Source organism: Janthinobacterium sp. GW823-FHT01H08 (genome assembly GCF_058797855.1).
In genome coordinates this window covers 149,150-172,619 of record NZ_CM179504.1, presented here as the reverse complement: position 1 = coordinate 172,619, position 23,470 = coordinate 149,150, and the positions used below count along the sequence as shown (strand labels likewise).

20 protein-coding genes are annotated in these 23,470 nt (G+C 62.3%); all 20 read left to right on the top strand.

Annotation, left to right across the window (positions count from 1 at the left end; translation table 11 throughout):
• Window positions 1-12 precede the first annotated feature (12 nt).
• The 20 genes from AC3RCG_RS00735 to AC3RCG_RS00640 all read left to right on the top strand — a co-directional run bounded on the left by AC3RCG_RS00735 (window position 13) and on the right by AC3RCG_RS00640 (window position 23,466).
• A complete protein-coding gene (locus AC3RCG_RS00735; protein ID WP_034753784.1) occupies window positions 13-423 on the top strand; it encodes an ExbD/TolR family protein in 411 nt (136 codons plus the stop codon).
• Between the two features lie 10 nt (window positions 424-433).
• Complete coding sequence (locus AC3RCG_RS00730; RefSeq protein ID WP_409027564.1) at window positions 434-1,150, top strand: energy transducer TonB family protein; 717 nt, start codon at window positions 434-436, stop codon at window positions 1,148-1,150.
• 37 nt (window positions 1,151-1,187) lie between these two features.
• Entirely contained in the window at window positions 1,188-2,924 is a 1,737-nt protein-coding gene (locus tag AC3RCG_RS00725) for a putative porin (RefSeq protein ID WP_492404870.1), read from the top strand.
• Between the two features lie 6 nt (window positions 2,925-2,930).
• A complete protein-coding gene (locus AC3RCG_RS00720) occupies window positions 2,931-3,635 on the top strand; it encodes a hypothetical protein (RefSeq protein ID WP_492404872.1) in 705 nt (234 codons plus the stop codon).
• A gap of 30 nt (window positions 3,636-3,665) precedes the next feature.
• Window positions 3,666-4,154, top strand: coding sequence for a YbjN domain-containing protein (locus AC3RCG_RS00715; RefSeq protein ID WP_492404873.1), 489 nt, complete (start codon window positions 3,666-3,668; stop codon window positions 4,152-4,154).
• Between the two features lie 209 nt (window positions 4,155-4,363).
• Window positions 4,364-7,468 carry a DEAD/DEAH box helicase gene (locus AC3RCG_RS00710; protein WP_070290329.1) on the top strand — a complete coding sequence of 1,035 codons (3,105 nt, stop codon included), beginning with the start codon at window positions 4,364-4,366 and terminating at the stop codon, window positions 7,466-7,468.
• A gap of 49 nt (window positions 7,469-7,517) precedes the next feature.
• Window positions 7,518-8,648 carry a PAS domain-containing sensor histidine kinase gene (locus AC3RCG_RS00705; protein WP_492404876.1) on the top strand — a complete coding sequence of 377 codons (1,131 nt, stop codon included), beginning with the start codon at window positions 7,518-7,520 and terminating at the stop codon, window positions 8,646-8,648.
• Window positions 8,649-8,784: 136 nt separating this feature from the next.
• Window positions 8,785-9,465 carry a response regulator transcription factor gene (locus AC3RCG_RS00700; RefSeq protein WP_034753797.1) on the top strand — a complete coding sequence of 227 codons (681 nt, stop codon included), beginning with the start codon at window positions 8,785-8,787 and terminating at the stop codon, window positions 9,463-9,465.
• A gap of 300 nt (window positions 9,466-9,765) precedes the next feature.
• Window positions 9,766-10,473, top strand: coding sequence for a transposase (locus AC3RCG_RS00695; protein WP_492404878.1), 708 nt, complete (start codon window positions 9,766-9,768; stop codon window positions 10,471-10,473).
• A gap of 194 nt (window positions 10,474-10,667) precedes the next feature.
• Entirely contained in the window at window positions 10,668-15,368 is a 4,701-nt protein-coding gene (locus tag AC3RCG_RS00690) for a glutamate synthase-related protein (protein WP_070290323.1), read from the top strand.
• Between the two features lie 79 nt (window positions 15,369-15,447).
• Window positions 15,448-16,911, top strand: coding sequence for a glutamate synthase subunit beta (locus AC3RCG_RS00685; RefSeq protein WP_492404880.1), 1,464 nt, complete (start codon window positions 15,448-15,450; stop codon window positions 16,909-16,911).
• Window positions 16,912-17,170: 259 nt separating this feature from the next.
• Window positions 17,171-17,980 carry an ABC transporter ATP-binding protein gene (locus AC3RCG_RS00680; RefSeq protein WP_070219703.1) on the top strand — a complete coding sequence of 270 codons (810 nt, stop codon included), beginning with the start codon at window positions 17,171-17,173 and terminating at the stop codon, window positions 17,978-17,980.
• The gene (gene mlaE, locus AC3RCG_RS00675; RefSeq protein ID WP_070219663.1) at window positions 17,977-18,759 is read left to right on the top strand and encodes a lipid asymmetry maintenance ABC transporter permease subunit MlaE; all 783 of its coding nucleotides are present in this window, start codon (window positions 17,977-17,979) and stop codon (window positions 18,757-18,759) included. Before AC3RCG_RS00680 ends, mlaE begins: the two co-directional genes overlap by 4 nt.
• 80 nt (window positions 18,760-18,839) lie before the next feature.
• A complete protein-coding gene (gene mlaD / locus AC3RCG_RS00670) occupies window positions 18,840-19,310 on the top strand; it encodes an outer membrane lipid asymmetry maintenance protein MlaD (RefSeq protein ID WP_070219660.1) in 471 nt (156 codons plus the stop codon).
• Entirely contained in the window at window positions 19,307-20,188 is an 882-nt protein-coding gene (locus AC3RCG_RS00665; protein ID WP_070219658.1) for an MlaA family lipoprotein, read from the top strand. Before mlaD ends, AC3RCG_RS00665 begins: the two co-directional genes overlap by 4 nt.
• A 72-nt stretch (window positions 20,189-20,260) precedes the next feature.
• A complete protein-coding gene (locus tag AC3RCG_RS00660) occupies window positions 20,261-20,896 on the top strand; it encodes an MlaC/ttg2D family ABC transporter substrate-binding protein (RefSeq protein ID WP_070219656.1) in 636 nt (211 codons plus the stop codon).
• A 52-nt stretch (window positions 20,897-20,948) separates the two neighbouring features.
• Window positions 20,949-21,296 carry an STAS domain-containing protein gene (locus AC3RCG_RS00655; RefSeq protein ID WP_034753819.1) on the top strand — a complete coding sequence of 116 codons (348 nt, stop codon included), beginning with the start codon at window positions 20,949-20,951 and terminating at the stop codon, window positions 21,294-21,296.
• A 211-nt stretch (window positions 21,297-21,507) separates the two neighbouring features.
• Window positions 21,508-22,425: an ABC transporter ATP-binding protein gene (locus AC3RCG_RS00650; RefSeq protein WP_070290317.1), complete on the top strand. Its 918-nt coding sequence runs from the start codon at window positions 21,508-21,510 to the stop codon at window positions 22,423-22,425.
• Entirely contained in the window at window positions 22,422-23,183 is a 762-nt protein-coding gene (locus tag AC3RCG_RS00645; RefSeq protein WP_492404885.1) for an ABC transporter permease, read from the top strand. Before AC3RCG_RS00650 ends, AC3RCG_RS00645 begins: the two co-directional genes overlap by 4 nt.
• A gap of 46 nt (window positions 23,184-23,229) precedes the next feature.
• Window positions 23,230-23,466, top strand: coding sequence for a BolA family protein (locus AC3RCG_RS00640; RefSeq protein ID WP_034753824.1), 237 nt, complete (start codon window positions 23,230-23,232; stop codon window positions 23,464-23,466).
• The last annotated feature ends 4 nt before the right edge of the window (window positions 23,467-23,470 follow it).

The following is a 23,470-nucleotide window of genomic DNA, read 5'->3' as shown; positions in this document are numbered from 1 at the left end:
GGGCGCATAACCATGGCCACCTCCGCCAAGTTTACCCCCCGCAAGCGTAGCGGCGGCATCAACATCACGCCCTTCGTCGACGTGCTGCTGGTGGTGCTGGTGATTTTCATTCTGACCAGCAACGCCAGCATCCCCGGCATCAAGGTCGACCTGCCCAAGGCCAGCTCGGCCATGGCGCTGGAAAAACCGAAGACCAAGGCCATCACCATCGACAACGCGGGCCAGGTCTTCCTCGACGCCTATCCCGTCACCTTGCCCGAGCTGGAAGAGCGCTTGCGCACGGAAAAGGCGCTGACGCCCGACTTCCCCGTGATCGTGCGCGGCGACGCCGCCGTGCAATACGCGAAAGTGGTCGAAGTGCTGGACCTGCTGCGCCGCATCGACCTGAACCAGGTGGGCCTGGTGACCGGCAAGCCGGCATGAGGAGCGCAAGGTGAAGCGTGACGACATGATGAAGATGGCCGGCTCGGAATCGTCGGGCGCGGCGCAGTGGTGGCGCCGCTGGGGCGGCGTGGCCGGCGGCGCGCTGCTGGCCGCTGCGCTGGCCGCGCTGGTCTGGTATTTGCTGTCCGATACGGCGGCCACCAAGCGCGAAGTGGCGGCGCCGCCGATGCTGATGCTGCCACCGCCGCCACCGCCGCCGCCGGAACCGGAAAAACTGCCGGAACCGACACCGGACAAGGTGGTGCCGGAAGTGTCCGAGCCGGAACCGACGCCTGCCGACAAGCCCATGGATGACGCGCCGGAAAGCCCGTCGCCGGACAAGGGCGACCCCGTCACCATCGACGGCGCGGCGCAGGCCGGCAGCGACGCGTTCGGCATCCAGGCCGGGCGCGGCGGCGGCATGAGCGGTAGTGGCGGTGGCGGCGGACTCGGCGCGGGATCGTATGGCCGCTATGTCGCCAACGCGCTGCAGCTGGCGTTCGCCCGCGACCCGCGCACGCGCCAGCTGGCGTTCAGCGATATCCGCGTCGACCTGTGGCTCGATACGGAAGGCAGGGCGACGAAAGTGCAGCTGGTGCAAGGCACGGGCAATGCGCAGACGGATGAGCAGGTGCTGGCCATGGTGCGCGACTTCCGCGCCGATGAGCGGCCGCCGGCATCCCTGCGTTTCCCGGCCCGCGTATCCATTAAAGGCCGCAGGCCATAGCGTCCTTAATTCATATTCATTTTTACCGAAAGAAGCGATGAACCTCATATTTTCTTCCCCACAGCGTGCGCGCCGCCTTCCGCTGGCGCTGGCCGCTTTCGCCCTGAGCGTGGCGGCAGGCGCGGTACAGGCGCAGGCCGTCCCGGCCGACAGCACCATGGTCAAGCTGATCCGCGGCCTGATCCAGAGCGGCGCCCTGAACAAGGATGCCGGCGAAGCCTTGCTGGCGCAGGCGCAGAGCGAAGCGCTGGCCGCGGCGCAAGCCCGTCCGGCCGCTGCGCCGGCCGCCCTGGCGCAAGTGCAGCCGGGCGACGTGCGCGTGCCGTATATTTCGCAAACCGTGCGCGAGCAGATCCGCGACGAGATCAAGGGCCAGGTCATGGCCGAAGCAAAAGCGGGCGGCTGGGCGGCGCCGAATGAAACGCCGGCCTGGACCAAGCGCATCCGCGTGGAAGGCGACGTGCGCGCACGCTACGAATCGCGCTACTACGACATGGCCAACAGCAATATCGAGATCGACTGGCGCTCGCTCAACAGCGGCAGCGGCTACGACGTCAATTCGAACAGCAACCTGGCCCTGCCGGCGTTGCTGAACACGCGCGAAGACCGCAAGCACTTGCTGCGCGCCCGTGCCCGCCTCGGCATCCTGGCCGACATTTCCGATACTACGCAAGCGGGCATCCGCCTGGCCAGCGGCAATGACGACAGCCCGGTATCGACCACGCAAACTCTCGGTGGCGGCCTGGGCAAGAAGAACATCTGGCTGGACCAGGCCTGGCTGTCCTACCAGCCTGCTTCGTGGCTGAAACTGACGGCGGGCCGCTTCGACAATCCATTCGTGTCCGGCGACGAACTGTTTTCCAGCGAACTCAATTTCGACGGCATCGCCGCCAAGGTGCAGCAGCCGGTCGGCGAGAGCAAGGACGTCACCGTGTTCGGCACTCTGGGCCTGATTCCGCTCGAGTATTCGTCCGACAATGCGCCTAGCCGCAGCCAGGCAAAAATGTCGAGCGAAAACAAATGGCTGCTCGGTGCGCAAGTGGGCGCGTCGTGGAAGATCAATAGCGACCACCAATTGCGTGGCGCCTTGGCCTACTACAACTTCCGCAACATCAGCGGCGAGTATTCGCAGCCGTGCGCCTTGTACGCGGGCGCCGATGGCTGCAGCACGGACTGGTCGCGTCCATCGAGCATGCAAAAGGGCAATAGCTTGATGTTGCTGCGCAATATCGCCCTGAATCCGCTCGATCCGGCCAACACGCCGCAGCCGCAATTCGTGGGCCTGGCGTCGAAATTCCGCCTGGCCAACCTGAATGCGCGCTGGGATAGCAAGGTCGCGGGCGGCACGGACTTGCGCATCGAAGGCGACTATGTGCGCAACATGGCCTACGACAAGAATGAAATGTGGGCGCGCGCCAAGGGCGGCATCATGAATAACTTCGGCGGCACGGGCGGCGTCTCGCAAGCCGATTTCAAGAGCGGCGGCAATGCCTACATGCTGCAGGCGACCCTGGGCAAGGCCAGCCCGGCGGCGCGCGGCGACTGGAACGTGCTGCTTGGTTACAAGCGCATCGAACCGGACGCCTTGCCTGACGCCTACAACGATTCCACCTTCCATCTGGGCGGCACGAATGCGCGCGGCTACTACCTCGGTGGCGCGTATGCGCTCGACAAGAATACCTGGCTGAACGGCCGCTGGACGTCGAGCCGCGAAGTGTTCGGTTCGGCACTGTCGATCGACACCCTGCAAATCGAATTGAACGCGCGTTTTTAAGGAGCCATGATGTTGATATCCAACAAAATGCGCCTGCCTTTATTGCTGTTGAGCTTGCTGGCCGCCGGCACCGCCCAGGCGCAGGGACAGAAGGGGCAAAGCATGGAAGAGCGTTTGCGCGCCGAGTTGCGCAATGTCACGGCGCAGCTGCAGCAGACGCGCGGCGAACTGGAAGCGCTGAAAGCCAAGGGCGTGCCGGCCGCCAAGGCGGCGCCCGCCGCCGCCGCGGCGCCTGCCAGCGATGGCGTGAAAAAGGAGCTGGCGCGCAGCCAGTCGCAGCTGGCGCAGGAACGCGCGCAGCGGGAAAAACTGGCCGCCGAGCAGCAGCGCAGCGCCGCCGCCGCACAGGAGGCAACCGCGAATTTGGCGCAGTACCGCCAGGCCGGCGAACGGCTGGCCGCCACGGGCAAGCAGATCGAAGCGGAGCGGGCGCGCCTGGACGGCGAAGTGACGGCCCAGCGCAGTGCCCTGGCGCGCTGCGAAAGCAAGAATGCCCAGCTGTATGCGGCCGGGAAAGAGATCCTGCAAGCGTATGAAAGCCTGGACGTGCTGGACGTCATGAAAGCGCGCCAGCCGTTCGCCGCGCAAAGCCGGGTGAAACTCGAGCAAATCGCGCAGCAGTACGGCGACCAGCTGTACCAGGGCCGCTTTGATGCACGTCAAACCGAAGCGGCAGCAACGCCGGCCGCGCCCGCGCCGGCACCCCAATAATTTTTACTTTTTGAAATGAATGGAATGACGATGGAAAACACGACTAGCTTGCTGACCACCCTGAATGCGGAACAAACGGCCGAGGCCATCAAGGCGGCCGGCTGCGCCGTCACCAGCATCGAACACGACGGTGTCGTGCGCCTGCACAGCGCCAGCCATGGCATCGGTTTCCAGGTGCTGTGGGGTAATGAAGCCGCGCCTGGCCAGTACGCGGACCTGACCCTGAGCTGCCCGCTGCGCGTGCAGGGCGGCGACTTGCCGGCCGGCTTGCTGGCCGAATGGCACCGCAGCAAGCGTTTTGCCCGCGTGGCCCAGCATGGCGATTTCGTCGTGCTGGAGATGGATGTGCTGGTCGCCGGCGGCGTCAGCAATGAGTACCTGAATATCAATCTGCAACTGTGGACGCAGATGATGGGCCAGTTCTTCTTGTTTTTGCGCAACTTTACGCCGGCCGATACGAGCACGGCACCGGTAGTCGAGGCCGCCAGCGTGGCCGAAGAAGAAACTGTGCCGGCCTGATAAGCCCTCCACAGGCGGCGAAAAAAGGCCCGTGACGGGCCTTTTTTGCCGTCAGCGGACCCCAAGTGTCGTATTAAATACTTATTTTTTAGGCATCGCGCATTAAAACTGCTCAAAGAGCGTGTGTGAATCAAGCCAGCAACGCCTGTATGGCGGATAATATTGCCTGTTGCCGATTTGGATACGACCTTTACACAAAAATGCGCCCCATGGATTTTACCCGCGACGAAACCAGTGAAACCCCAGTTGCCCCGGCCAGCGCGCCGGGAGCGCCTTTGCCGTATGCCGTCGCCACCTGGCTGCAGCGGGTGGAGGCTGCCGCCCATCCGAAGGCCGTGCTGACGATTGCCGAGCCCGATCCCAAACTCAACCAGCACCGCCTGATCTACGTGCTGGCGCCCACCAGCGGCGGCCGCCACGTGGCCCTGTGCCTGTACAAGGCGCGGCTGCGGCCGAACGGCGATGTGGCGGCGGCGTCCCCCATCAGCGAAATCTTTTCCCTGCTGTCGGCGCCGCCCACGTTTTTGACGCCGGCCGACGAAGACCTCGTGCGTTTCTTCGTGGCCATGCGCAGCGGGCAGAATTCGCAGACGGGCAGCGCCACGGAGCCGAAGGGCAAGGTGGGTGCGGCCCTGCTGAAAATGCTGGCAGAGCAGGATAAATTGTTGTGGGCCAATTCCTGGGCCGACGTCGGCAATGGTCTCGTGTATCCATTGAAGGAAGGTCCCGTGCGTCCCGCCCGCCTGTTCTGGCGCGACGAAGGCAAGACCATGCGCCTGGGCTGGCAAGTGGACCCGCCGGAAGGCGCGAAGCACCATGGCGCCGACCAGATCGACTACATGCTGCCCACCGATCCGCCGTGGTACATCGACAATCTGTCGTGCGGCGTGCTGGAACTGAACCAGGGCGGCTCCGACATTTCCCTGGCCGACCTGCAGGCGCTGGTGGCGCAGGCGCCGCCCCTGAATGCGAACGACAAGGTGCGCGTGTCGCAGTTGCTGCTGGCGCAAGGCTTGCAGCATCTGATGCCGCTGCCGCAACCGTTGCCGCAGCGCTTGCGCAAGGACGTGCCGGCGCAACCGGTGTTGCTGCTGGACAGCGCCATGCTGGCCGATGGCAGCCTGCAGCGCTGGAGCGACTTCGCCGTGCTGTCCTACGACTACGATGGCGAAAGAGTCTCGTTCGACCCGTCGCAGCGCGTGGTGCGGCAAGTGGGCGAGGTGACGGAAATTATCCAGAGAAATACGGTCGATGAAGCGCGCGCGCTGGCTACCCTGGCCGAGCTGCAATTCAAGAAGCCGGGCTCGGCTCCCTTGAGCGGCTTGAAGGGCGCCTTGCTGCTGCCTTCCCAGGCGGAATGGCTGCGTTTTGCCGAGTCCGGCATCGACGCCTTGCTGGCGCAGGGCTGGATCGTGGAAAAGACGGCCAAGTACCGCTACGACGTGAGCGACGTGGGCGACTGGTACGCGGAAATCGATGACCAGGATCCGGACAGCGGCAACGCCTGGTTCGAGCTGGAACTGGGCATCGTCGTCAACCACGAGCGCGTGCCGCTGCTGCCCGTGCTGGTGCAGCTGATCCGCAACGCGCCCAACGATTTCAATCCGAAAGTCATCGAAGCACATGCGGACGATGACCAGATGCTGGCAACCTTGCCGGACGGCACGCGCGTGGCCCTGCCGTGGGGCCGCGTGCGTCCGATTTTGAACACGCTGGGCGAACTGTATTTCAGCGACAAGATCAAGCGTGCCGTGCGCATGTCGACGCTCGATGCGGCGCGCCTGGAAGAGCTGGCGCGGGGCCTGGACATGCAGTGGACGGGCGGCGAACAGCTGCGCGCCATGGGCCGCAAGCTGAGCCAGTTCGGTTCCGTGCAAAAAGTGGCGGCGCCCGCCGGCCTGCAGGCAACCTTGCGCGATTACCAGGCCGACGGCCTGGCGTGGATGCAATTCCTGCGCGACCACGACCTGGCGGGCATCCTCGCCGATGACATGGGCTTAGGTAAAACGGTGCAAACGCTGGCGCATATCCTGGTGGAAAAGGAAGCGGGCCGCCTTACGCATCCGGCCCTGGTGATTGCACCGACGAGTCTGATGGGCAACTGGCAGGACGAGGCGGCCAAGTTCGCGCCCAGCCTGAAGGTGTTGCTGCTGCAAGGCAAGGACCGCGCCCAGCAATTCGACCAGATCGACCAGTGCGACCTGGTGCTGACCACGTACGCGCTGTTGCCGCGCGACGAGGAAACCTTGCGCGAGCACGATTTCCACCTGGTCATTCTCGACGAATCGCATTACATCAAGAATACGCGCAGCAAGGCGGCGCAAAGCGCGGGCCTGCTGCGCGCGCGCCACCGCCTGTGCTTGTCCGGCACGCCGCTGGAAAATCATTTGGGCGAACTGTGGTCGCAATTCCACTTCCTGCTGCCGGGCTTGCTGGGCGACGAGAAGACGTTCAACACCCAGTTCCGCCACCCGATCGAGCGCCAGGACGATCCGCTGCGCCGCATGCTGCTGAACCGCCGCATCAAACCGTTCCTGCTGCGCCGCACGAAGGACAATGTGGCCAAGGAATTGCCGCCGAAAACGGAAATGGTGCGCAAGGTGGAATTGACGGGGCCGCAGCGCGACCTGTATGAAACCGTGCGTCTTGCGATGGATCAAAAGGTCCGTGAAGAAATCGACAAGAAGGGCGTGGCGCGCAGCCAGATCGTCATCCTCGAAGCGCTGCTGAAACTGCGCCAGGTCTGCTGCGACCCGCGTCTGGTGAAATCCTTGCCGGCGAAGAAGCAGTCGGCCGGTTCGGCCAAGTTGCTCGACCTGATGCAGATGGTGGAAGACTTGCTCGACGAAGGGCGCAAGATCCTCGTCTTCTCGCAATTTACCAGCATGCTGGAATTGATCGAGGAAGAGCTGGAATCGCGCGACATCCCCTACGCGCTGCTGACGGGCGAAACGAAGGACCGGGGCGCGCAGGTGGCGGCCTTCCAGCAGGGCGCCGTGCCGATCTTCCTGATCAGCCTGAAGGCGGGCGGCGTGGGCCTGAACCTGACGGCCGCCGACACGGTCATCCACTACGATCCGTGGTGGAATCCGGCGGCGGAAAACCAGGCCACGGACCGCGCCTGGCGCATCGGCCAGGATAAGCCCGTGTTCGTCTACAAATTGATTGCGAAGGGCACCCTGGAAGAAAAAATCCAGCTGCTGCAGCAAAAGAAATCGGAGCTGGCGCAATCGATCCTGGCCGAAGGCGAATCGCAGAAGATGGCCCTCACGCAGGAAGACTTGCAGCAGATTTTCGCCCCGCTGGAAGATTAAGGGCAGCGCACGCTTATACTTGGCAATTCTTTCTTGCCAGGTATAACGCATGCTGCCTATTTTCCTCCTGCTGCTTGCCGGCGCCGTCCTCATGGCGCTGCGCTTCGTCCAGTTGCGCCGCGCCCTGCTGCGCGCGCGCGCCGGCGAAGCGACGTTCCGCCTGCTGGCCGAACATGGGCGCGACGCCGCCTTCCTGCTCGACGCCACCACCCTCGAATTACGCTACATCAGCCCCGCGGCGCAACGCCTGACCGGTTACGACCAGGCAGCCTTGCGTGAACACGCGGCACGCCTGGCGGCGGACGTGCCGGCCCGGCTGCAGCGCTGGCGCGATGGCGACACCAGCCGTTTGACCCTGCTGCGCGAAGTGGAATTGCCGCACGCCGACGGCCGCCTGCTGGCGCTGGAAATCAGCTCGACCATCGTGCCCGCGTCGGCGAGGGAACGGGGCATCACCATCGTCGGCACGGTGCGCGACGTCAGCGTCGCCCACGCGCAGGAAGCCGAGCGGGAAAAGGAACAGAAGCGTTTCGCCTCGATGCTGTCGCATGAATTCCGCACGCCGCTGGCCACCATCGACGGCGCCATCCAGCGCCTCGTCTCGACATCCCGAGACGCCGACGAGGCCACCCGCAAGCGCTACGTGAAAATCCAGACGGCCGTCGACCGTTTGTTGGCCATGATCGACGACTATTTGTCGCCAGAACGCATGGCGGCCATCGGCCGCGAACGGGCCGCCGATGGCATCGCGCCGCTGGCCTTGCTGCAGCAGGCGGCCGCCACCGTGCCGGCCAGCCACCGCGTACAGCTGGAACTCGATGAAGACTTGCCGGCCCGGCTGCGCTGCGACGTGCCCGGTATGGCCCTGTGCCTGAAAATCCTGCTCGACAACGCGGTCAAGTTCAGCCCGCCGGGCAGCAGCATAACCGTGTCTGGCAAGCTGGTGCCCGAGGGCGGCGTGGCGCTGTGCGTGCGCGATGCGGGGCCCGGTTTGCGGGAAGAAGAACTGGCGCAGCTGTTCGAAAAAGGTTTCCGTGGAACCGATGCCACGCATGCCGGTGCGGGCCTGGGCCTGTACATGGCGCGCGCCGTGGTGGACGTGCATGGCGGGAGTTTGCAGGGGCATAATCTGCCCGAAGGCGGGGCTATTTTCCGCATTTGGCTGCCGCTTCCTGGCTAGACTAGAAAAAAGTTGCTTCCGCTGAAGGCAACCGTGATAATTCCTTGACGTAAACCTATTGTGCCGTCCATCATGGTGCAGAAGTGAATGGCATGGTTTGCCCACGGTAGCTCACTAATGGAAGAATGGCGTTGCAATGACGAAAATACTGATCGTCGAAGACAATCTGGACTACGCCGAAGACATGGCGGAGTTTCTCGTTGAGCTCGAACACGAAGTGCATATCACCAGCTCCGCTGGCGGGATGTGGACGGCGTTGAGCCATGGCAATGTCGGGGTGGTCGTGCTGGACCTGGGCTTGCCCGATGAGGATGGCTTCAACGTCATCCCCCGCATGCGCCAGCTGTATCCGCAGATCGGCGTGCTGGTGCTGACGGGGCGTGTCGCCTTCGACAGCCGCATCCTCGGCTTGCGCCTCGGTGCCGACCACTATCTGACCAAGCCGATCAAATTCCCCGAACTGGCCGCCCACATCGAGGCGCTCGACCGCCGTGTCGGCCCGCAAGATCCCGTGCCCGAGCCGGGCAAGTGGACCTTGAAAGTAAGCGCTCGCCAACTTGAATTGATGGGCGCCGTCATCGCCCTGACGGAAAAGGAATTCAACTTCCTGCACCTGCTGACCATCAATACCCGCCCCGTGCCGCGCGACGTCATCGTGGCCGGCATGGGCGGCGAAGATCCGGATGCGGGCCGCCGCGTCGACATGCTCGTGTACCGCCTGCGCAAGAAAGCCAAGACGGGCCTGGGCCAGGACTTGCCGCTGCGCAGCGCGTATGGCGAGGGCTACAGCCTGTCGGCCAGTTTTAACCTGTCCTGACCGCCAGAGGCGGCCAGTAGCATGAAACGGCGATTCCTATCTGGCCTGTTGTTGATCGTTGCACTGGCCAGTGCCGCTCTCTGGCTGCGCAAGGAGTGGAAAATTGATAGTTGCCTTGATCATGGTGGTCGTTGGGACTACCAACTTGCCGCCTGCGAAGGTGCATAGTCTCCTGCAGGACAATTCAGGGACAGAGTCAATCGCTTTTTCCAGCATTTCAAATAAAACAGGGTCAGAGTCGCGTCCTGCGCTCGCAAGTGTGTAAAATCAAGGCCTTAGCCTTCACTTTTCGATTTTGCCATGGCCCGTTTGCCCCGCCTCATCATTCCTGCACTGCCCCATTACGTGATCCAGCGCGGCAGCAACCGCCAGAGCGTGTTCCAGGACGCGGCGGACTATGCCCAATTTCTGTCCTGGCTGAAAACGGGCGCGAAAATGTTCAAGGTGGCCATCCATGCCTACGTTTTATTGCCAGATCAGCTACATTTATTGGCGACGCCAGCCGATGCGACGGGACTGGGACAGCTGATGCAGTGGCTGGGACGCTATTACGTGCCGTATTTCAACCAGAAATACGGCCGTGAAGGGGCGCTGTGGCAGGGACGCTACAAAACTTCCGTCATCGATTCCGACAATTTCTTCCTTACTTGCTGCCGTTACCTGGAATGCGTGCCCGTGCAAACGGGGTTGGCGGGCCAGGCGCTCGATTACAGCTGGTCCAGCTATGCCCACCATGCCGGTGTGCGGCCCGATCCCGTCATCACCGACCATGCGCTGTACTGGGCGCTGGGCAACACGCCGTTCGACCGCGAGGCGGCGTATCTGCGCCTGTTCGAGCAGGGACTGGGCAGCAGCGAGGTGAAAACCGTGGAACAGGCTGTTTTGAAGGGCTGGCCGCTTGGTTCCGACGCTTTCAAGCAGGCGCTGGAGCAGAAAATGCAGCGGCAAGTACTGCCCGCCAAGCGGGGCCGTCCCCGCAAAGTCGCGGCCGCAACGGACGCCAATTGAAAAGCATTCGCATTTAAAACAAAAAATGGTTTCTTTCTGACGTTTTATTGAAATGGCTTCGACTGTGTCCCTATTAAATTTTTAGAGCGACGGAATCGAATTTAATTCGACTCCGACCCTAATTGTTCTGGTTGAGTTTTTTGTTGCGTTGCACTACTCTAGTTTTTCGATAGTCATATGCAGCGGAGAAGCCCATGAAAGCGCAAGGCCTGTACGACCCAGCCAATGAACACGATGCCTGCGGCGTCGGTTTCGTCGCCCATATCAAGGGCAACAAGACCCATTCGATCGTCGAACAGGGTTTGCTGATTCTGAAAAACCTCGATCACCGGGGCGCCGTGGGCGCCGATGCGCTGATGGGCGATGGCGCCGGCATCCTGATCCAGATTCCCGACCAGTACTACCGCGAAGAAATGGCCAAGCAGGGCGTGGAATTGCCGCCGCCTGGCGAATACGGCGTGGGCATGGTCTTCCTGCCGAAGGAACACGCGTCGCGCATTGCCTGCGAACAGGAAATCGAACGCGCCGTGCGCATCGAGGGCCAGGTCGTGCTGGGCTGGCGCAACGTGCCCATCGATACCGATATGCCGATGTCGCCCACCGTGCGCGCCAAGGAACCGGTCATCCGCCAGATCTTCATCGGCCGCGGCCCGGACATCATGGTCACCGACGCGCTCGAGCGCAAACTGTATGTGATCCGCAAATCGTCGGGCCACGCCATCCAGGCCTTGAAACTGCTGCACGGCAAGGAATTCTTCGTGCCGTCGATGTCGGCCCGTACCATCGTCTACAAAGGCTTGCTGCTGGCCGACCAGGTGGGCGTGTACTACAAGGACTTGCAGGACGCGCGCTGCATCTCGGCCCTGGCGCTGGTGCACCAGCGTTTCTCGACGAATACCTTCCCCGAATGGCCGCTGGCCCACCCGTACCGCCTGATCGCCCATAACGGCGAGATCAACACGGTGAAAGGCAACTTCAACTGGATGCGCGCGCGCGAAGGCGTGATGAAGTCGGCCGTGCTGGGCGACGACCTGCAGAAACTGTTCCCGCTGATCTATGAAGGCCAGTCCGACACGGCCTGCTTCGACAATGCGCTGGAACTGCTGCTGATGGCCGGCTATCCGATCGCCCAGGCGATGATGATGATGATTCCGGAAGCGTGGGAAAACCACACGACGATGGACGACAACCGCCGCGCCTTCTATGAATACCACGCGGCCATGATGGAACCGTGGGACGGCCCCGCCGCCATGGCATTCACGGACGGCCGCCACATCGGCGGCACCCTGGACCGCAACGGCTTGCGTCCGGCACGCTACATCGTCACGGACGACGACCTGGTGGTGATGGCGTCGGAATCGGGCGTATTGCCGATTCCCGAGTCGAAGATCATCCAGAAATGGCGCTTGCAGCCCGGTAAAATGTTCCTGATCGATCTGGAAGCGGGCCGCATCATCGACGACCAGGAACTGAAAAACACTTACGCGAACGCCAAGCCGTATAAAGCGTGGATCAACTCGGTGCGCATCAAGCTCGACGAGATCAAGCTGGCCGAAGGACAAGCCAAGCAAGACCGCGCCCAGGGCGAAAAAGCCCAGCCGTCGCTGCTGGACCGCCAGCAGGCGTTCGGCTACACGCAGGAAGACTTGAAATTCCTCATGGCGCCGATGGCACTGGCCGGCGAAGAGGCGACGGGCTCGATGGGCAATGACTCGCCGCTGGCCGTCATGTCGAACAAGCTGAAACCGCTGTATAACTACTTCAAGCAGCTGTTCGCGCAAGTGACGAATCCGCCGATCGACCCGATCCGCGAAGCGATGGTGATGTCGCTCGTGTCCTTCATCGGCCCGAAACCGAACTTGCTCGATACCAACAACGTCAACCCGCCGATGCGCCTGGAAGTGGCGCAGCCCGTGCTGGGCTTTGACGACATGGCGCGTCTGCGCAACATCAGCGCCCACACGGGCGGCAAGTTCAAGTCGTACGAGCTGGACATCTGCTACCCGCTGGCCTGGGGCAAGGAAGGCGTGGAAGCGTGCCTGGCCTCGCTGTGCGCGGAAGCCGTCGACGCCGTGAAATCCGGCCACAACATCCTGATCGTCTCGGACCGCGCCATCTGCGCCGACCAGGTGGCGATCCCCGCGCTGCTGGCCACGTCCACCGTACACCAGCACCTGGTGAGCAAGGGTTTACGGGCGTCCACCGGTCTCGTCGTGGAAACGGGCTCGGCCCGCGAAACGCACCACTTCGCCTTGCTGGCCGGCTATGGCGCGGAAGCCGTCCACCCGTATCTGGCCATGGAAACCCTGGCCGAGATGGCGCACGGCTTGCCCGGCGACTTGTCGGGCGACAAAGCCATCTATAACTACACCAAGGCGGTCGGCAAGGGCTTGATGAAGGTCATGTCGAAGATGGGCATTTCGACCTACATGTCCTACTGCGGCGCGCAAATCTTCGAAGCCATCGGCCTGAACAAGTCGCTGGTCGACAAATACTTCAAGGGCACGGCCTCGAACGTGGAAGGCATCGGCGTGTTTGAAGTGGCGGAAGAGGCATTGCGCCTGCACGCGCTGGCCTTCGGCAACGATCCCGTGCTGGTCGATAAGCTCGACGCGGGCGGCGAGTATGCGTTCCGCGTGCGCGGCGAAGACCACATGTGGACGCCGGATGCGATTGCGAAATTGCAGCACTCCACGCGCAGCAACAATTTCTCCAGCTATAAGGAGTACGCGCAAATCATCAACGACCAGAGCCGTCGTCACCTGACCCTGCGCGGCCTGTTCGAGTTCAAGCTCGACCCGACCAAGGCGATCCCGCTCGATGAAGTGGAACCGGCCAAGGAAATCGTCAAGCGTTTCGCCACGGGCGCCATGTCGCTCGGTTCGATCAGCACGGAAGCGCACGCAACGCTGGCGGTCGCCATGAACCGCATCGGCGGCAAGTCGAACACGGGCGAGGGCGGCGAAGATCCGAACCGCTACACGCAGGAATTGAAGGGCATTCCGATCCGCCAGGGCGACACGATGGCGTCCGTCGTGGGCGCCGAGCAGATCGTCGTCGATATTCCGCTGCAGGAAGGCGATTCCATGCGTTCGCGCATCAAGCAGGTGGCGTCGGGACGTTTCGGCGTCACGGCCGCCTACCTGAATTCGGCCGACCAGATCCAGATCAAGATGGCGCAGGGCGCCAAGCCGGGCGAAGGCGGCCAGTTGCCGGGCCATAAGGTGTCCGAATACATCGCCAGCCTGCGCTTTTCCGTGCCGGGCGTGGGCCTGATTTCGCCGCCGCCGCACCACGACATCTATTCGATCGAAGATCTGGCGCAGCTGATCCATGACTTGAAGAACGCCAATCCGCGCGCCTCGATTTCCGTGAAACTGGTGTCGGAAGTGGGCATCGGCACGGTCGCTGCCGGCGTCACCAAGGCCAAGGCCGACCACGTGGTCGTCGCCGGCCACGACGGCGGCACGGGCGCCTCGCCTCTGTCGTCCGTGAAACATGCAGGCACGCCGTGGGAGTTGGGTCTGGCTGAAACGCAACAAACGCTGGTCTTGAACGGTTTGCGCAGCCGCATCCGCGTGCAGGCCGACGGCCAGATGAAGACGGGCCGCGACGTGGTCATCGCCGCCCTGCTGGGCGCCGACGAGATCGGTTTCGCCACGGCGCCGCTGGTGGTCGAAGGCTGCATCATGATGCGCAAATGCCACTTGAATACGTGCCCGGTGGGCGTGGCCACGCAAGATCCCGTGCTGCGCGCCAAGTTCTCGGGCAAACCCGAGTATGTCGTCAATTACTTCTTCTTCGTTGCCGAGGAAGCCCGTCAATTGATGGCGCAGCTGGGCATCCGCACGTATGACGAGCTGATCGGCCGTGTCGACTTGCTCGACAAATCGAAGGCGATTTCGCACTGGAAGGCGCAGGGGCTGGACTTCTCGTCCATATTCTACAAGCCGGAAACCCCGGATGGCCAGGCTTGCCGCCACGTGGAATTCCAGGATCATGCGCTGGAAAAGGCGCTCGACCACAAGCTGATCGCGCAAGCGCGCGCGGCGCTGGAAAAGGGCGAGCGCGTCTCCTTCATCTCGCCTGTGCGCAACTTGAACCGCACGGTGGGCACCATGTTGTCCGGCGAAGTGGCGAAGAAATACGGCCACGCCGGCTTGCCGGACGACACCATCCACATCCAGTTGCAAGGCACGGCGGGCCAGTCGGCCTGTGCCTTCCTGGCGCACGGCATCACGATCGACCTGGTGGGCGAGGGCAACGATTACGTCGGTAAAGGCTTGTCGGGCGGACGCATCATCGTGCGGCCCAATACCGAGTTCCGCGGCTGGGCCGTGGACAACATCATCATCGGCAACACGGTGCTGTACGGCGCCATCGCCGGCGAAGCCTTCTTCAACGGCGTGGCCGGTGAACGCTTTGCCGTGCGCAACTCGGGCGCCACCACGGTGGTCGAGGGCCTGGGCGACCATGGCTGCGAATACATGACGGGCGGCACGGTGGTGGTCTTGGGCAACACGGGACGCAACTTCGCGGCCGGCATGTCGGGCGGCATCGCCTACGTGTATGACCCGGCCGGCGACTTTGCCAGCAAGTGCAACACGGCCATGGTCAGCCTGGACAAGGTCGTGTCGGCAGCGGAACAGCATGTCGACCGCGACGCCTGGCACACGCAGCACCGCGACGGCGTGCCGGAAGCGGACGAAGTCATCCTCAAGCGCCTGATCGAGCGTCACTTCAAGCACACGGGCAGCACCCGTGCCCGCGTCCTGCTCGACGACTGGGCTGCGGCGCGCGGCAAGTTCGTGAAAGTCTTCCCGAACGAATACAAGCGCGCGCTGATCGAGATGGCAGCGGATGCCGCCATGGAAGTGCAAGCCGTCGCCGCCTGAGCCAGCCAAGCTCATTGCCAAATGAATGACCAGGGAGCGGCCATGCCGCTCCCCGCCAGCCAAATACAAAGGAAATATCGTGGGTAAAATTACCGGCTTCATGGAATTCAAGCGCCAGGACGAACACTATCTGGAGCCTGCCGCGCGTCTGAAGAACTACAAGGAATTCGTCTTGCACCTGTCGGACGCGCAAGCGACCGTGCAGGGTGCGCGCTGCATGGATTGCGGCATTCCCTTCTGCACCACGGGTTGCCCCGTGAATAACATCATTCCCGACTGGAATGACCTGGTATACCGCGGCGCCTACCGCGAAGCGCTCGATATCTTGCATTCGACGAATAACTTCCCGGAATTTACGGGCCGCATCTGCCCGGCGCCGTGCGAATCGGCCTGTACCCTGGGTATCCATGAAGATCCGGTCGGCATCAAGTCGATCGAGCATAAAATCATCGACATGGGCTGGGAGCACGGCTGGGTCACGCCGCAGCCGGCGAGTTTTAGCACCGGCAAGAAAGTGGCCATCGTCGGCTCCGGTCCCGCCGGCCTGGCGGCGGCGCAGCAGCTGGCGCGCGCCGGCCATGCCGTCACCGTGTTCGAGAAAAGCGACCGGGTCGGTGGTTTGTTGCGCTACGGCATCCCCGACTTCAAGATGGAAAAGTCGCACATCGACCTGCGCGTGAAACAGATGGAGGCCGAAGGCGTCGTGTTCCGCACCAGCGTGCTGGTCGGCAAGGATTTCCCTGCCAACGTCAACAACTGGGCCAAGGAAACCATTTTCCCGGAAGACCTGGAAAAAGAATTCGACGCCGTCATCATGGCCGGCGGCGCCGAGCAGCCGCGCGACTTGCCCGTGCCGGGCCGCGACTTGAAAGGCGTGCACTTCGCCATGGATTTCCTGCCGCTGCAAAACAAGGTCAACGCGGGCGACAAGCTCAAGGACCAGATCAAGGCGACGGGCAAGCACGTGGTGGTGATCGGCGGCGGCGACACGGGTTCCGACTGCGTCGGCACCTCGAACCGCCATGGCGCCGCCTCGGTGGCCCAGTTCGAACTGATGCCGCAGCCGCCGGAACAGGAAAACAAGCCGCTGGTCTGGCCGTACTGGCCGACCAAGCTGCGCACCTCGTCCTCGCACGAGGAAGGCTGCGAGCGCGACTGGGCCGTGGCCACCAAGCGTTTCGAAGGCAAGGGCGGCAAGGTGGAAAAGCTGATCGCCTGCAGAGTCGAATGGAAAGACGGCAAGATGAGCGAAGTGCCGAACTCGGAATTCGAGATGAAGGCGGATCTGGTCTTCCTGGCCATGGGTTTTGTTTCGCCAGTACAACAAGTGTTGCAAGCGTTCGGCGTCGATACGGATGCGCGCGGCAATGTCAAGGCGACAACGGATGGCGCCGGCTGCTACCAGACCTCGGTGGCCAAGGTGTTTGCGGCCGGCGACATGCGCCGTGGCCAGTCGCTGGTGGTGTGGGCCATCCGCGAAGGGCGCCAGTGCGCGCGCGCCGTCGATGAGTTCCTGATGGGGGCATCCGTGCTGCCACGCTAATTAACGAGCAACTGTTCGTTTTTTTGACAGGGCCACGGCGCGGATTGCGGCGTGGCCCTTGTTATTTTAGTTATCAAGTGGACGGCCATGAACGCCGGCGGATGGGGGCGCGATGCGCAGGTCAAATTTCCACTACAATATCTGACTTTCGATTCATTAGTGTTGTATTCTTCCCCTTTACGGGGCTGTCCCAAGGGGTGTCTCAGCAGAGGTTGGCGTTTCTGCACTACAATACGCCATTAAAATAGTGAGCTTCGTCGTGCCAAATCTTGTTGAGATCCGTGATTTACACTTTGCCTATGGAGAACGTTCGATTTTATCGGGCCTTCAAATGGATTTCCCACGTGGAAAAGTTGTGGCCGTCATGGGTGGCTCCGGCAGTGGCAAGACGACCGTACTGCGCCTGATCGGCGGGCAGTTGCGCCCCAGTTCCGGTTCCGTGAATGTGGACGGCCAGATCGTGCATACGCTGGGAACCGACGAGCTGTATCAGCTGCGCCGCAAGATGGGCATGCTGTTCCAGCACGGCGCGCTGTTTACGGACCTGACGGCGTTCGAAAACGTGGCCTTCCCCCTGCGCGAACACACGGACTTGAATGAAGAGCTGATCCGCACCCTGGTGCTGATGAAGCTGCACGCCGTGGGACTGCGCAATGCGGCGCAATTGAAGCCGGCCGAGATTTCTGGCGGCATGGGCCGCCGCGTCGCGCTGGCGCGCGCCATCGCGCTCGACCCTGAACTGATCATGTACGACGAGCCGTTCGCCGGCCTGGACCCGATTTCCATGGGCGTGACGGCCAATTTGATCCGCAATTTGAACGATGCGCTGGGCTCCACGTCTATCCTGGTATCGCACGATGTGAAGGAGTGTTTCGCCATCGCTGATTACGTCTATTTTCTGTCATCGGGCAAAATTGTGGCGCACGGCACGCCGGCCGAGATGGCCGTGTCGACGCATCCGTACGTCAAGCAATTCGTCAATGCCGAGGCCGATGGCCCCGTGCCGTTCCATTACCCGGGCAAGTCGCTGGCCGACGACCTGGGCCTGCATGCGGGAGCGGGCCGATGATCGCGCGTTTCCTCGCGTCGATCGGAGCATGGTTGCGCAATTCGGTACAAGACCTCGGCTTTGCCGTGCGTTCGTTCTTTATCATCATCGCCTCGTCGGGCGGCCTGTGGCGCCGTCCGCGCCTGGTGATCGAGCAACTGTTTTTTATCGGTAACCGCTCGCTGGTGATTACCGCCGTCTCCGGCCTGTTTGTCGGCATGGTGTTGGGTTTGCAAGGCTATTACACCTTGACCACGTATGGCGCCGAGCAGTCGCTGGGCTTGCTGGTGGCGCTGTCGCTGACGCGCGAACTGGGCCCTGTCGTCACGGCGCTGCTGTTCGCCGGCCGCGCCGGCACCTCGCTGACGGCGGAAATCGGCCTGATGAAGGCGGGCGAGCAACTGTCGGCCATGGAAATGATGGCCGTCAACCCGATCCAGCGCGTGCTGGCGCCCCGTTTCTGGGCCGGCGTGATCGCCATGCCGATCCTCGGCGCCATCTTCACGGCCGTCGGCATCATCGGCAGCTACCTGGTCGGCGTGGTGCTGATCGGCGTCGATGAAGGCTCGTTCTGGTCGCAGATGCAAGGCGGCGTGGATGTCTGGAAAGAAGTGGGCAACGGCACCATCAAGAGCCTGGTGTTCGGCATCGCGGTGACCTTCATCGCGCTGTTCCAGGGTTACCAGGCACAGCCGACGCCGGAAGACGTGTCCGGCGCCACCACGCGCACGGTGGTCATTTCGTCGTTGATGGTGTGGTGGCTCGATTTCATGATGACGGCGTTGATGTTTAGCAAGTAATTGCCGATAGGCGACAAAATTATCGGCCTGGGCAGTGTTCTGCGCAGGTGGCGGCAAGTAAAAATTATTTAGGATTGTTTATGCAACGTAAATCTTTGGATGTCTGGGTCGGCTTGTTCGTCTTGCTGGGTGTGGCGGCATTGATGTTTTTGGCGCTCAAGGCCGGCAATATGAGCTCGCTGTCTTTCAGCAAGACGTATACCATTACGGCCAAGTTCGACAATATTGGCGGCCTCAAGCCGCAGGCGCCCGTCAAGGGCGCTGGCGTGGTGGTGGGGCGCGTGGCGGAGATCCGCTTTGACGACAAGACGTATCAGGCGCTGGTGAAACTCGATATCGAAGATGGCTACAAATTTCCGAAAGACAGCTCGGCCAAGATTTTGACGGCCGGTTTGCTGGGTGAGCAATATATCGGCCTGGAAGCAGGCGGCGATTTGGCGAACCTGGCAGAGGGCGACAAGATCGCCCGTACTCAATCGGCCACAGTGCTGGAAGACCTGATCAATCAGTTCATCTACAGCAAGGCAGCGGAAGGAAAGGACAGCAAATGAGCGAGTCGACCAAGAAACCCCAAGGCAGCCTGGCGCGTATCGGCCTGGCCATGGCCATCGCCGCCAGCGTGAGCGCCTGCGCCACCGGCACCAATCCGCGCGACCCGCTGGAAGGGTATAACCGCGCGATGTTCAAGTTCAACGATACCGTTGACCAGGTGGCCCTGAAACCGGTCGCCACGGCCTACAAGACGGTGACGCCGTCGTTCGTGCAAACGGGCGTGGGCAACTTCTTCGGCAACCTGGCCGATGTGTGGAGTGCCGTGAACAACTTGCTGCAAGGCAAGGGTGAAGCGGGCTTGCAAGACGTCGTGCGCGTCAGCATGAACTCGACCTTCGGCATCCTCGGCCTGATCGACATCGCGTCGCAGGCCGGCATTCCCAAGCATAACGAAGACTTTGGCCAGACCCTGGGCTGGTACGGCGTCCAGTCGGGTCCGTACGTGATGCTGCCGCTGCTGGGCCCATCGACCGTGCGCGACACGGTGGCCTTGCCGCTCGATATCGCGGGCGACCCATGGCGCTACAAGGATCCCGTCAATGTACGCAATATCGGCACGGTGACGCGCGTGGTCGACAAGCGCGCCGCGCTGCTCGACGCGACCAACCTGATGGAAGCGGCCGCGCTGGACCGTTATGAATTCATCCGCGACGGCTTCCTGCAAGCGCGTGAAAGCAAGGTTTTCGACGGCGATACGGACCGCCGCGACCGCAAAGTGCCAAAAAACGACAGCAGCGATTACGAGCCGGAGTACGAGGCAAAACCGCAAGTTGCCAATGACGCGCCTGCGGCCACGGCCGCCGCCGAGGTGGCGCCAGCGGACCTCGTAACATCTGGTAGCAATACCGTTGCTTCCGAGGCCAGGCCCCAGGAGTAAACTCCGGTACAGAAACACCACGGCTGCGATCAACGCCAGCCGGTGCATAGCAACACCATGAAAGGTAGAACCATGAAATTGATGAAACAACTGCTGGCGATGGCGACCATCGCCTTTGCCACCGCCGCCCAGGCCGCTCCTGCTGTCGAAGCGCCGGACGTCTTGGTCAAGCGCATAAGCCAGGATGTGATCGACACGGCCAAGAACGACAAGGCCATCCAGGCTGGCGATATCAAGCGCGTCACCGAGTTGGTGGAAAGCAAAATCCTGCCTTACGTGGATTTCCAGCGCATGACGGCCCTGGCCGCCGGCCGCTTCTGGCGCGACGCCACGCCGGACCAGCAAAAGCAGCTGTCGGCGGAATTCCGCACCTTGCTGATCTACACGTATTCGGGCGCCCTGTCGCAGATCAAGAACGAAACCGTGGAATTCAAGCCGCTGCGCGCCGACCCGGCTGACACGGAAGTGGAAGTGCGTTCGCAGGTCAACGTGGCGCGCGGCGAACCCGTGCCCCTGAACTACCGCGTGGCGAAAACCCCGTCCGGCTGGAAGATCTATGACATCAACGTGCTGGGCGCGTGGCTGGTGGAAACGTACAAAAGCAGCTTCGCCAGCGAGATCAGCAAGGGCGGCATCGATGGCCTGATCAAGACCTTGCAGGCAAAAAACAAGGCCCTGGCCAGCCGTCCCGCTGCCAAAGCCAAATAATCGGCTATCATATAGCTCCAGACCCAGCTCCAGACCAGCGCAGCCCGACGCCATGCCCGACTCTCTCGACACCTTGCAGTCCCTGACTTCCCTGACCGTGCACAATGCCACTTCGGCATTGGAGCAGGGTCTGGACGCCATCCGCTCGGGTCAGACCAAGTTCGACTTGCGCAACGTCAAGGCCGTCGATTCGGCCGCCGTGTCCGTCATGCTGACGTGGCAGCGCGCGGCGCAGGATGCGGGCGCCGTGCTGGAGCTGAAAAACCTGCCGAACAACCTGAAAAACCTCACCAAGCTGTATGGCGTCTGCTCGCTCGTCTCGAGCACGTTGACGGCCGACGACTGCGCCAGCGCCGGCGGCCACGCCGAACGCAGCCCGTCCGACCTGCATCATCATTGATCCTGTCCCACTCCCCGCATCAGCAGTAGCTTTCAAGCCGGCAGGCCAGCAGCGCCGCCGGATTGATCTCCAAGTGTTCCACGAATTTTCCAACTATAATTGACTGTTGCGCCGTCCTCGCCTGAAGGTGGCGCCCTGCACCGGCCTGCCGGCCTGGATGTCTCCGGCAACTGGCGCATCACACCAGACGCATTACACTTGAAACAAGCACATGACCGCAATTCAAATAACGAATGTAGAAAAGAGCTATAAATCGCTCAAGGCGCTGGGCGGCGTGTCGCTGGCCATCGAAGAAGGCGAGTTTTTTGGCCTGCTCGGCCCCAACGGCGCCGGCAAGACCACCCTCATTTCCATCATCGCCGGCCTGATACGCCCCGACGCGGGCACCGTCAAGATCCACGGCCATGACGTGGTCAAGGACTTCCGCAATGCGCGCCGCAACCTGGGCGTGGTGCCGCAGGAACTCGTGTTCGACCCGTTTTTCACCGTGCGCGAAACCCTGCGCCTGCAGTCCGGCTACTTCGGCCTGCCGAACAACGACAAGTGGATCGACGAGGTCATGGAAAACCTCGACCTGACCGGCAAGGCCGACACCAACATGCGCGCCCTGTCCGGCGGCATGAAGCGCCGCGTGCTCGTGGCCCAGGCGCTGGTGCACAAGCCGCCCGTCATCGTGCTCGATGAACCGACGGCCGGCGTCGACGTGGAACTGCGCCAGACCCTGTGGAAGTTCATCTCGCGCCTGAACCGCGAAGGCGGCCACACGGTCGTGCTGACCACCCACTACCTGGAAGAGGCGCAAGCCATGTGCCAGCGCGTGGCCATGCTGAAAAGCGGGAAGGTGGTGGCGCTCGACACCATGTCGGCGCTGATCCGCCGCATCGCCGGCTCGCAGCTGCAGGTGCACCTGAAACACGGCAGCCTGCCGGCCGACCTGCAGCACCTGGTGCTGCACCCGGAAGAACAGCAGGCGCCGAACAAGTTCAGCCTGCGCGTCAACGAATACAGCGAAGTCGAGAAAATCCTCGCCCGCCTGCGCGAGGCGGGCGTCGAGATCGATGAAATGCAATTGCAACAAGCCGACCTGGAAGATATCTTCTTGCAGATCATGGATAAAGGTACCGTATGATTTCGACAGGATTCCGCACCCTCGTCTACAAAGAGACGCTGCGCTTCTGGAAAGTGGCGACGCAAACCGTGGCCGCACCCATGCTCACGTCGATGCTGTACCTGCTGGTGTTCGGCCATGTGCTCGACGGCCGCGTGGAGCCGAGCCCCGGCGTCAGCTACACGGCCTTTCTGATTCCCGGCCTGGTGATGATGAGCGTGCTGCAAAACGCGTTTGCCAATTCCTCGTCCTCGCTGATCCAGTCCAAGATCACAGGCAACCTGGTGTTCGTGCTGCTCACGCCCCTGTCGCACTGGGAAATCTTCTCGGCGTATGTACTCGCTTCCGTCGCGCGCGGCCTGGCCGTGGGCTTTGGCGTGTTTGCCATCACCTGCTGGTTCGCCGACCTGTCGTTTGTCGCGCCGCTGTGGATCGTCATCTTCGCGTTTCTCGGCGCCGCCATGCTGGGCACAATGGGCCTGATCGCCGGCATCTGGGCCGAGAAATTCGACCAGCTGGCCGCCTTCCAGAACTTTTTGATCATGCCGGCCACCTTTTTGTCGGGCGTGTTCTATTCGATCCACTCGCTGCCGCCATTCTGGCAGACGGTATCGCACCTGAACCCCTTCTTCTACATGATCGACGGCTTCCGCTACGGCTTCTTCGGCGTGTCCGACGTCAGCCCGTGGCTCAGTCTTTCCATCGTCGCCGGCTTCCTCGTGATCCTGGCGCTGGCATCGATCCGCCTGCTGAAAAGCGGTTACAGATTGCGCCATTGATTACGGCACATCACATCACTACATTATTCAATATCAAGGACTTATCGTGACCACCACTCCAGAACTGATCCACGGCTACCTGTCGGCCGGCCTCGAATGCACGCACCTCGAAGTGGAGGGCGATGGCCAGCACTTCCAGGCCGTGATCGTCTCGCCCGCGTTTGCCGGCAAGCGCCTGATCCAGCGTCACCAGATCGTCTACGCGGCGCTGGGCGACCGCATGCGCGAAGAAATCCACGCGCTGTCGATGAAAACCCTGACACCTGAAGAATTCCAAGGATAAGCAC

What these genes read in the sequence shown, in the direction of transcription:
- AC3RCG_RS00650 (WP_070290317.1), top strand. Translation starts at nt 21,508, where the DNA reads ATGACCGCAATTCAAATAACGAATGTAGAAAAGAGCTATAAATCGCTC.
- AC3RCG_RS00735 (WP_034753784.1), top strand. Translation starts at nt 13, where the DNA reads ATGGCCACCTCCGCCAAGTTTACCCCCCGCAAGCGTAGCGGCGGCATC.
- AC3RCG_RS00695 (WP_492404878.1), top strand. Translation starts at nt 9,766, where the DNA reads ATGGCCCGTTTGCCCCGCCTCATCATTCCTGCACTGCCCCATTACGTG.
- AC3RCG_RS00710 (WP_070290329.1), top strand. Translation starts at nt 4,364, where the DNA reads ATGGATTTTACCCGCGACGAAACCAGTGAAACCCCAGTTGCCCCGGCC.
- AC3RCG_RS00705 (WP_492404876.1), top strand. Translation starts at nt 7,518, where the DNA reads ATGCTGCCTATTTTCCTCCTGCTGCTTGCCGGCGCCGTCCTCATGGCG.
- mlaD (WP_070219660.1), top strand. Translation starts at nt 18,840, where the DNA reads ATGCAACGTAAATCTTTGGATGTCTGGGTCGGCTTGTTCGTCTTGCTG.
- AC3RCG_RS00725 (WP_492404870.1), top strand. Translation starts at nt 1,188, where the DNA reads ATGAACCTCATATTTTCTTCCCCACAGCGTGCGCGCCGCCTTCCGCTG.
- AC3RCG_RS00690 (WP_070290323.1), top strand. Translation starts at nt 10,668, where the DNA reads ATGAAAGCGCAAGGCCTGTACGACCCAGCCAATGAACACGATGCCTGC.
- AC3RCG_RS00700 (WP_034753797.1), top strand. Translation starts at nt 8,785, where the DNA reads ATGACGAAAATACTGATCGTCGAAGACAATCTGGACTACGCCGAAGAC.
- AC3RCG_RS00660 (WP_070219656.1), top strand. Translation starts at nt 20,261, where the DNA reads ATGAAATTGATGAAACAACTGCTGGCGATGGCGACCATCGCCTTTGCC.
- AC3RCG_RS00655 (WP_034753819.1), top strand. Translation starts at nt 20,949, where the DNA reads ATGCCCGACTCTCTCGACACCTTGCAGTCCCTGACTTCCCTGACCGTG.
- AC3RCG_RS00715 (WP_492404873.1), top strand. Translation starts at nt 3,666, where the DNA reads ATGGAAAACACGACTAGCTTGCTGACCACCCTGAATGCGGAACAAACG.
- AC3RCG_RS00720 (WP_492404872.1), top strand. Translation starts at nt 2,931, where the DNA reads ATGATGTTGATATCCAACAAAATGCGCCTGCCTTTATTGCTGTTGAGC.
- AC3RCG_RS00645 (WP_492404885.1), top strand. Translation starts at nt 22,422, where the DNA reads ATGATTTCGACAGGATTCCGCACCCTCGTCTACAAAGAGACGCTGCGC.
- mlaE (WP_070219663.1), top strand. Translation starts at nt 17,977, where the DNA reads ATGATCGCGCGTTTCCTCGCGTCGATCGGAGCATGGTTGCGCAATTCG.
- AC3RCG_RS00665 (WP_070219658.1), top strand. Translation starts at nt 19,307, where the DNA reads ATGAGCGAGTCGACCAAGAAACCCCAAGGCAGCCTGGCGCGTATCGGC.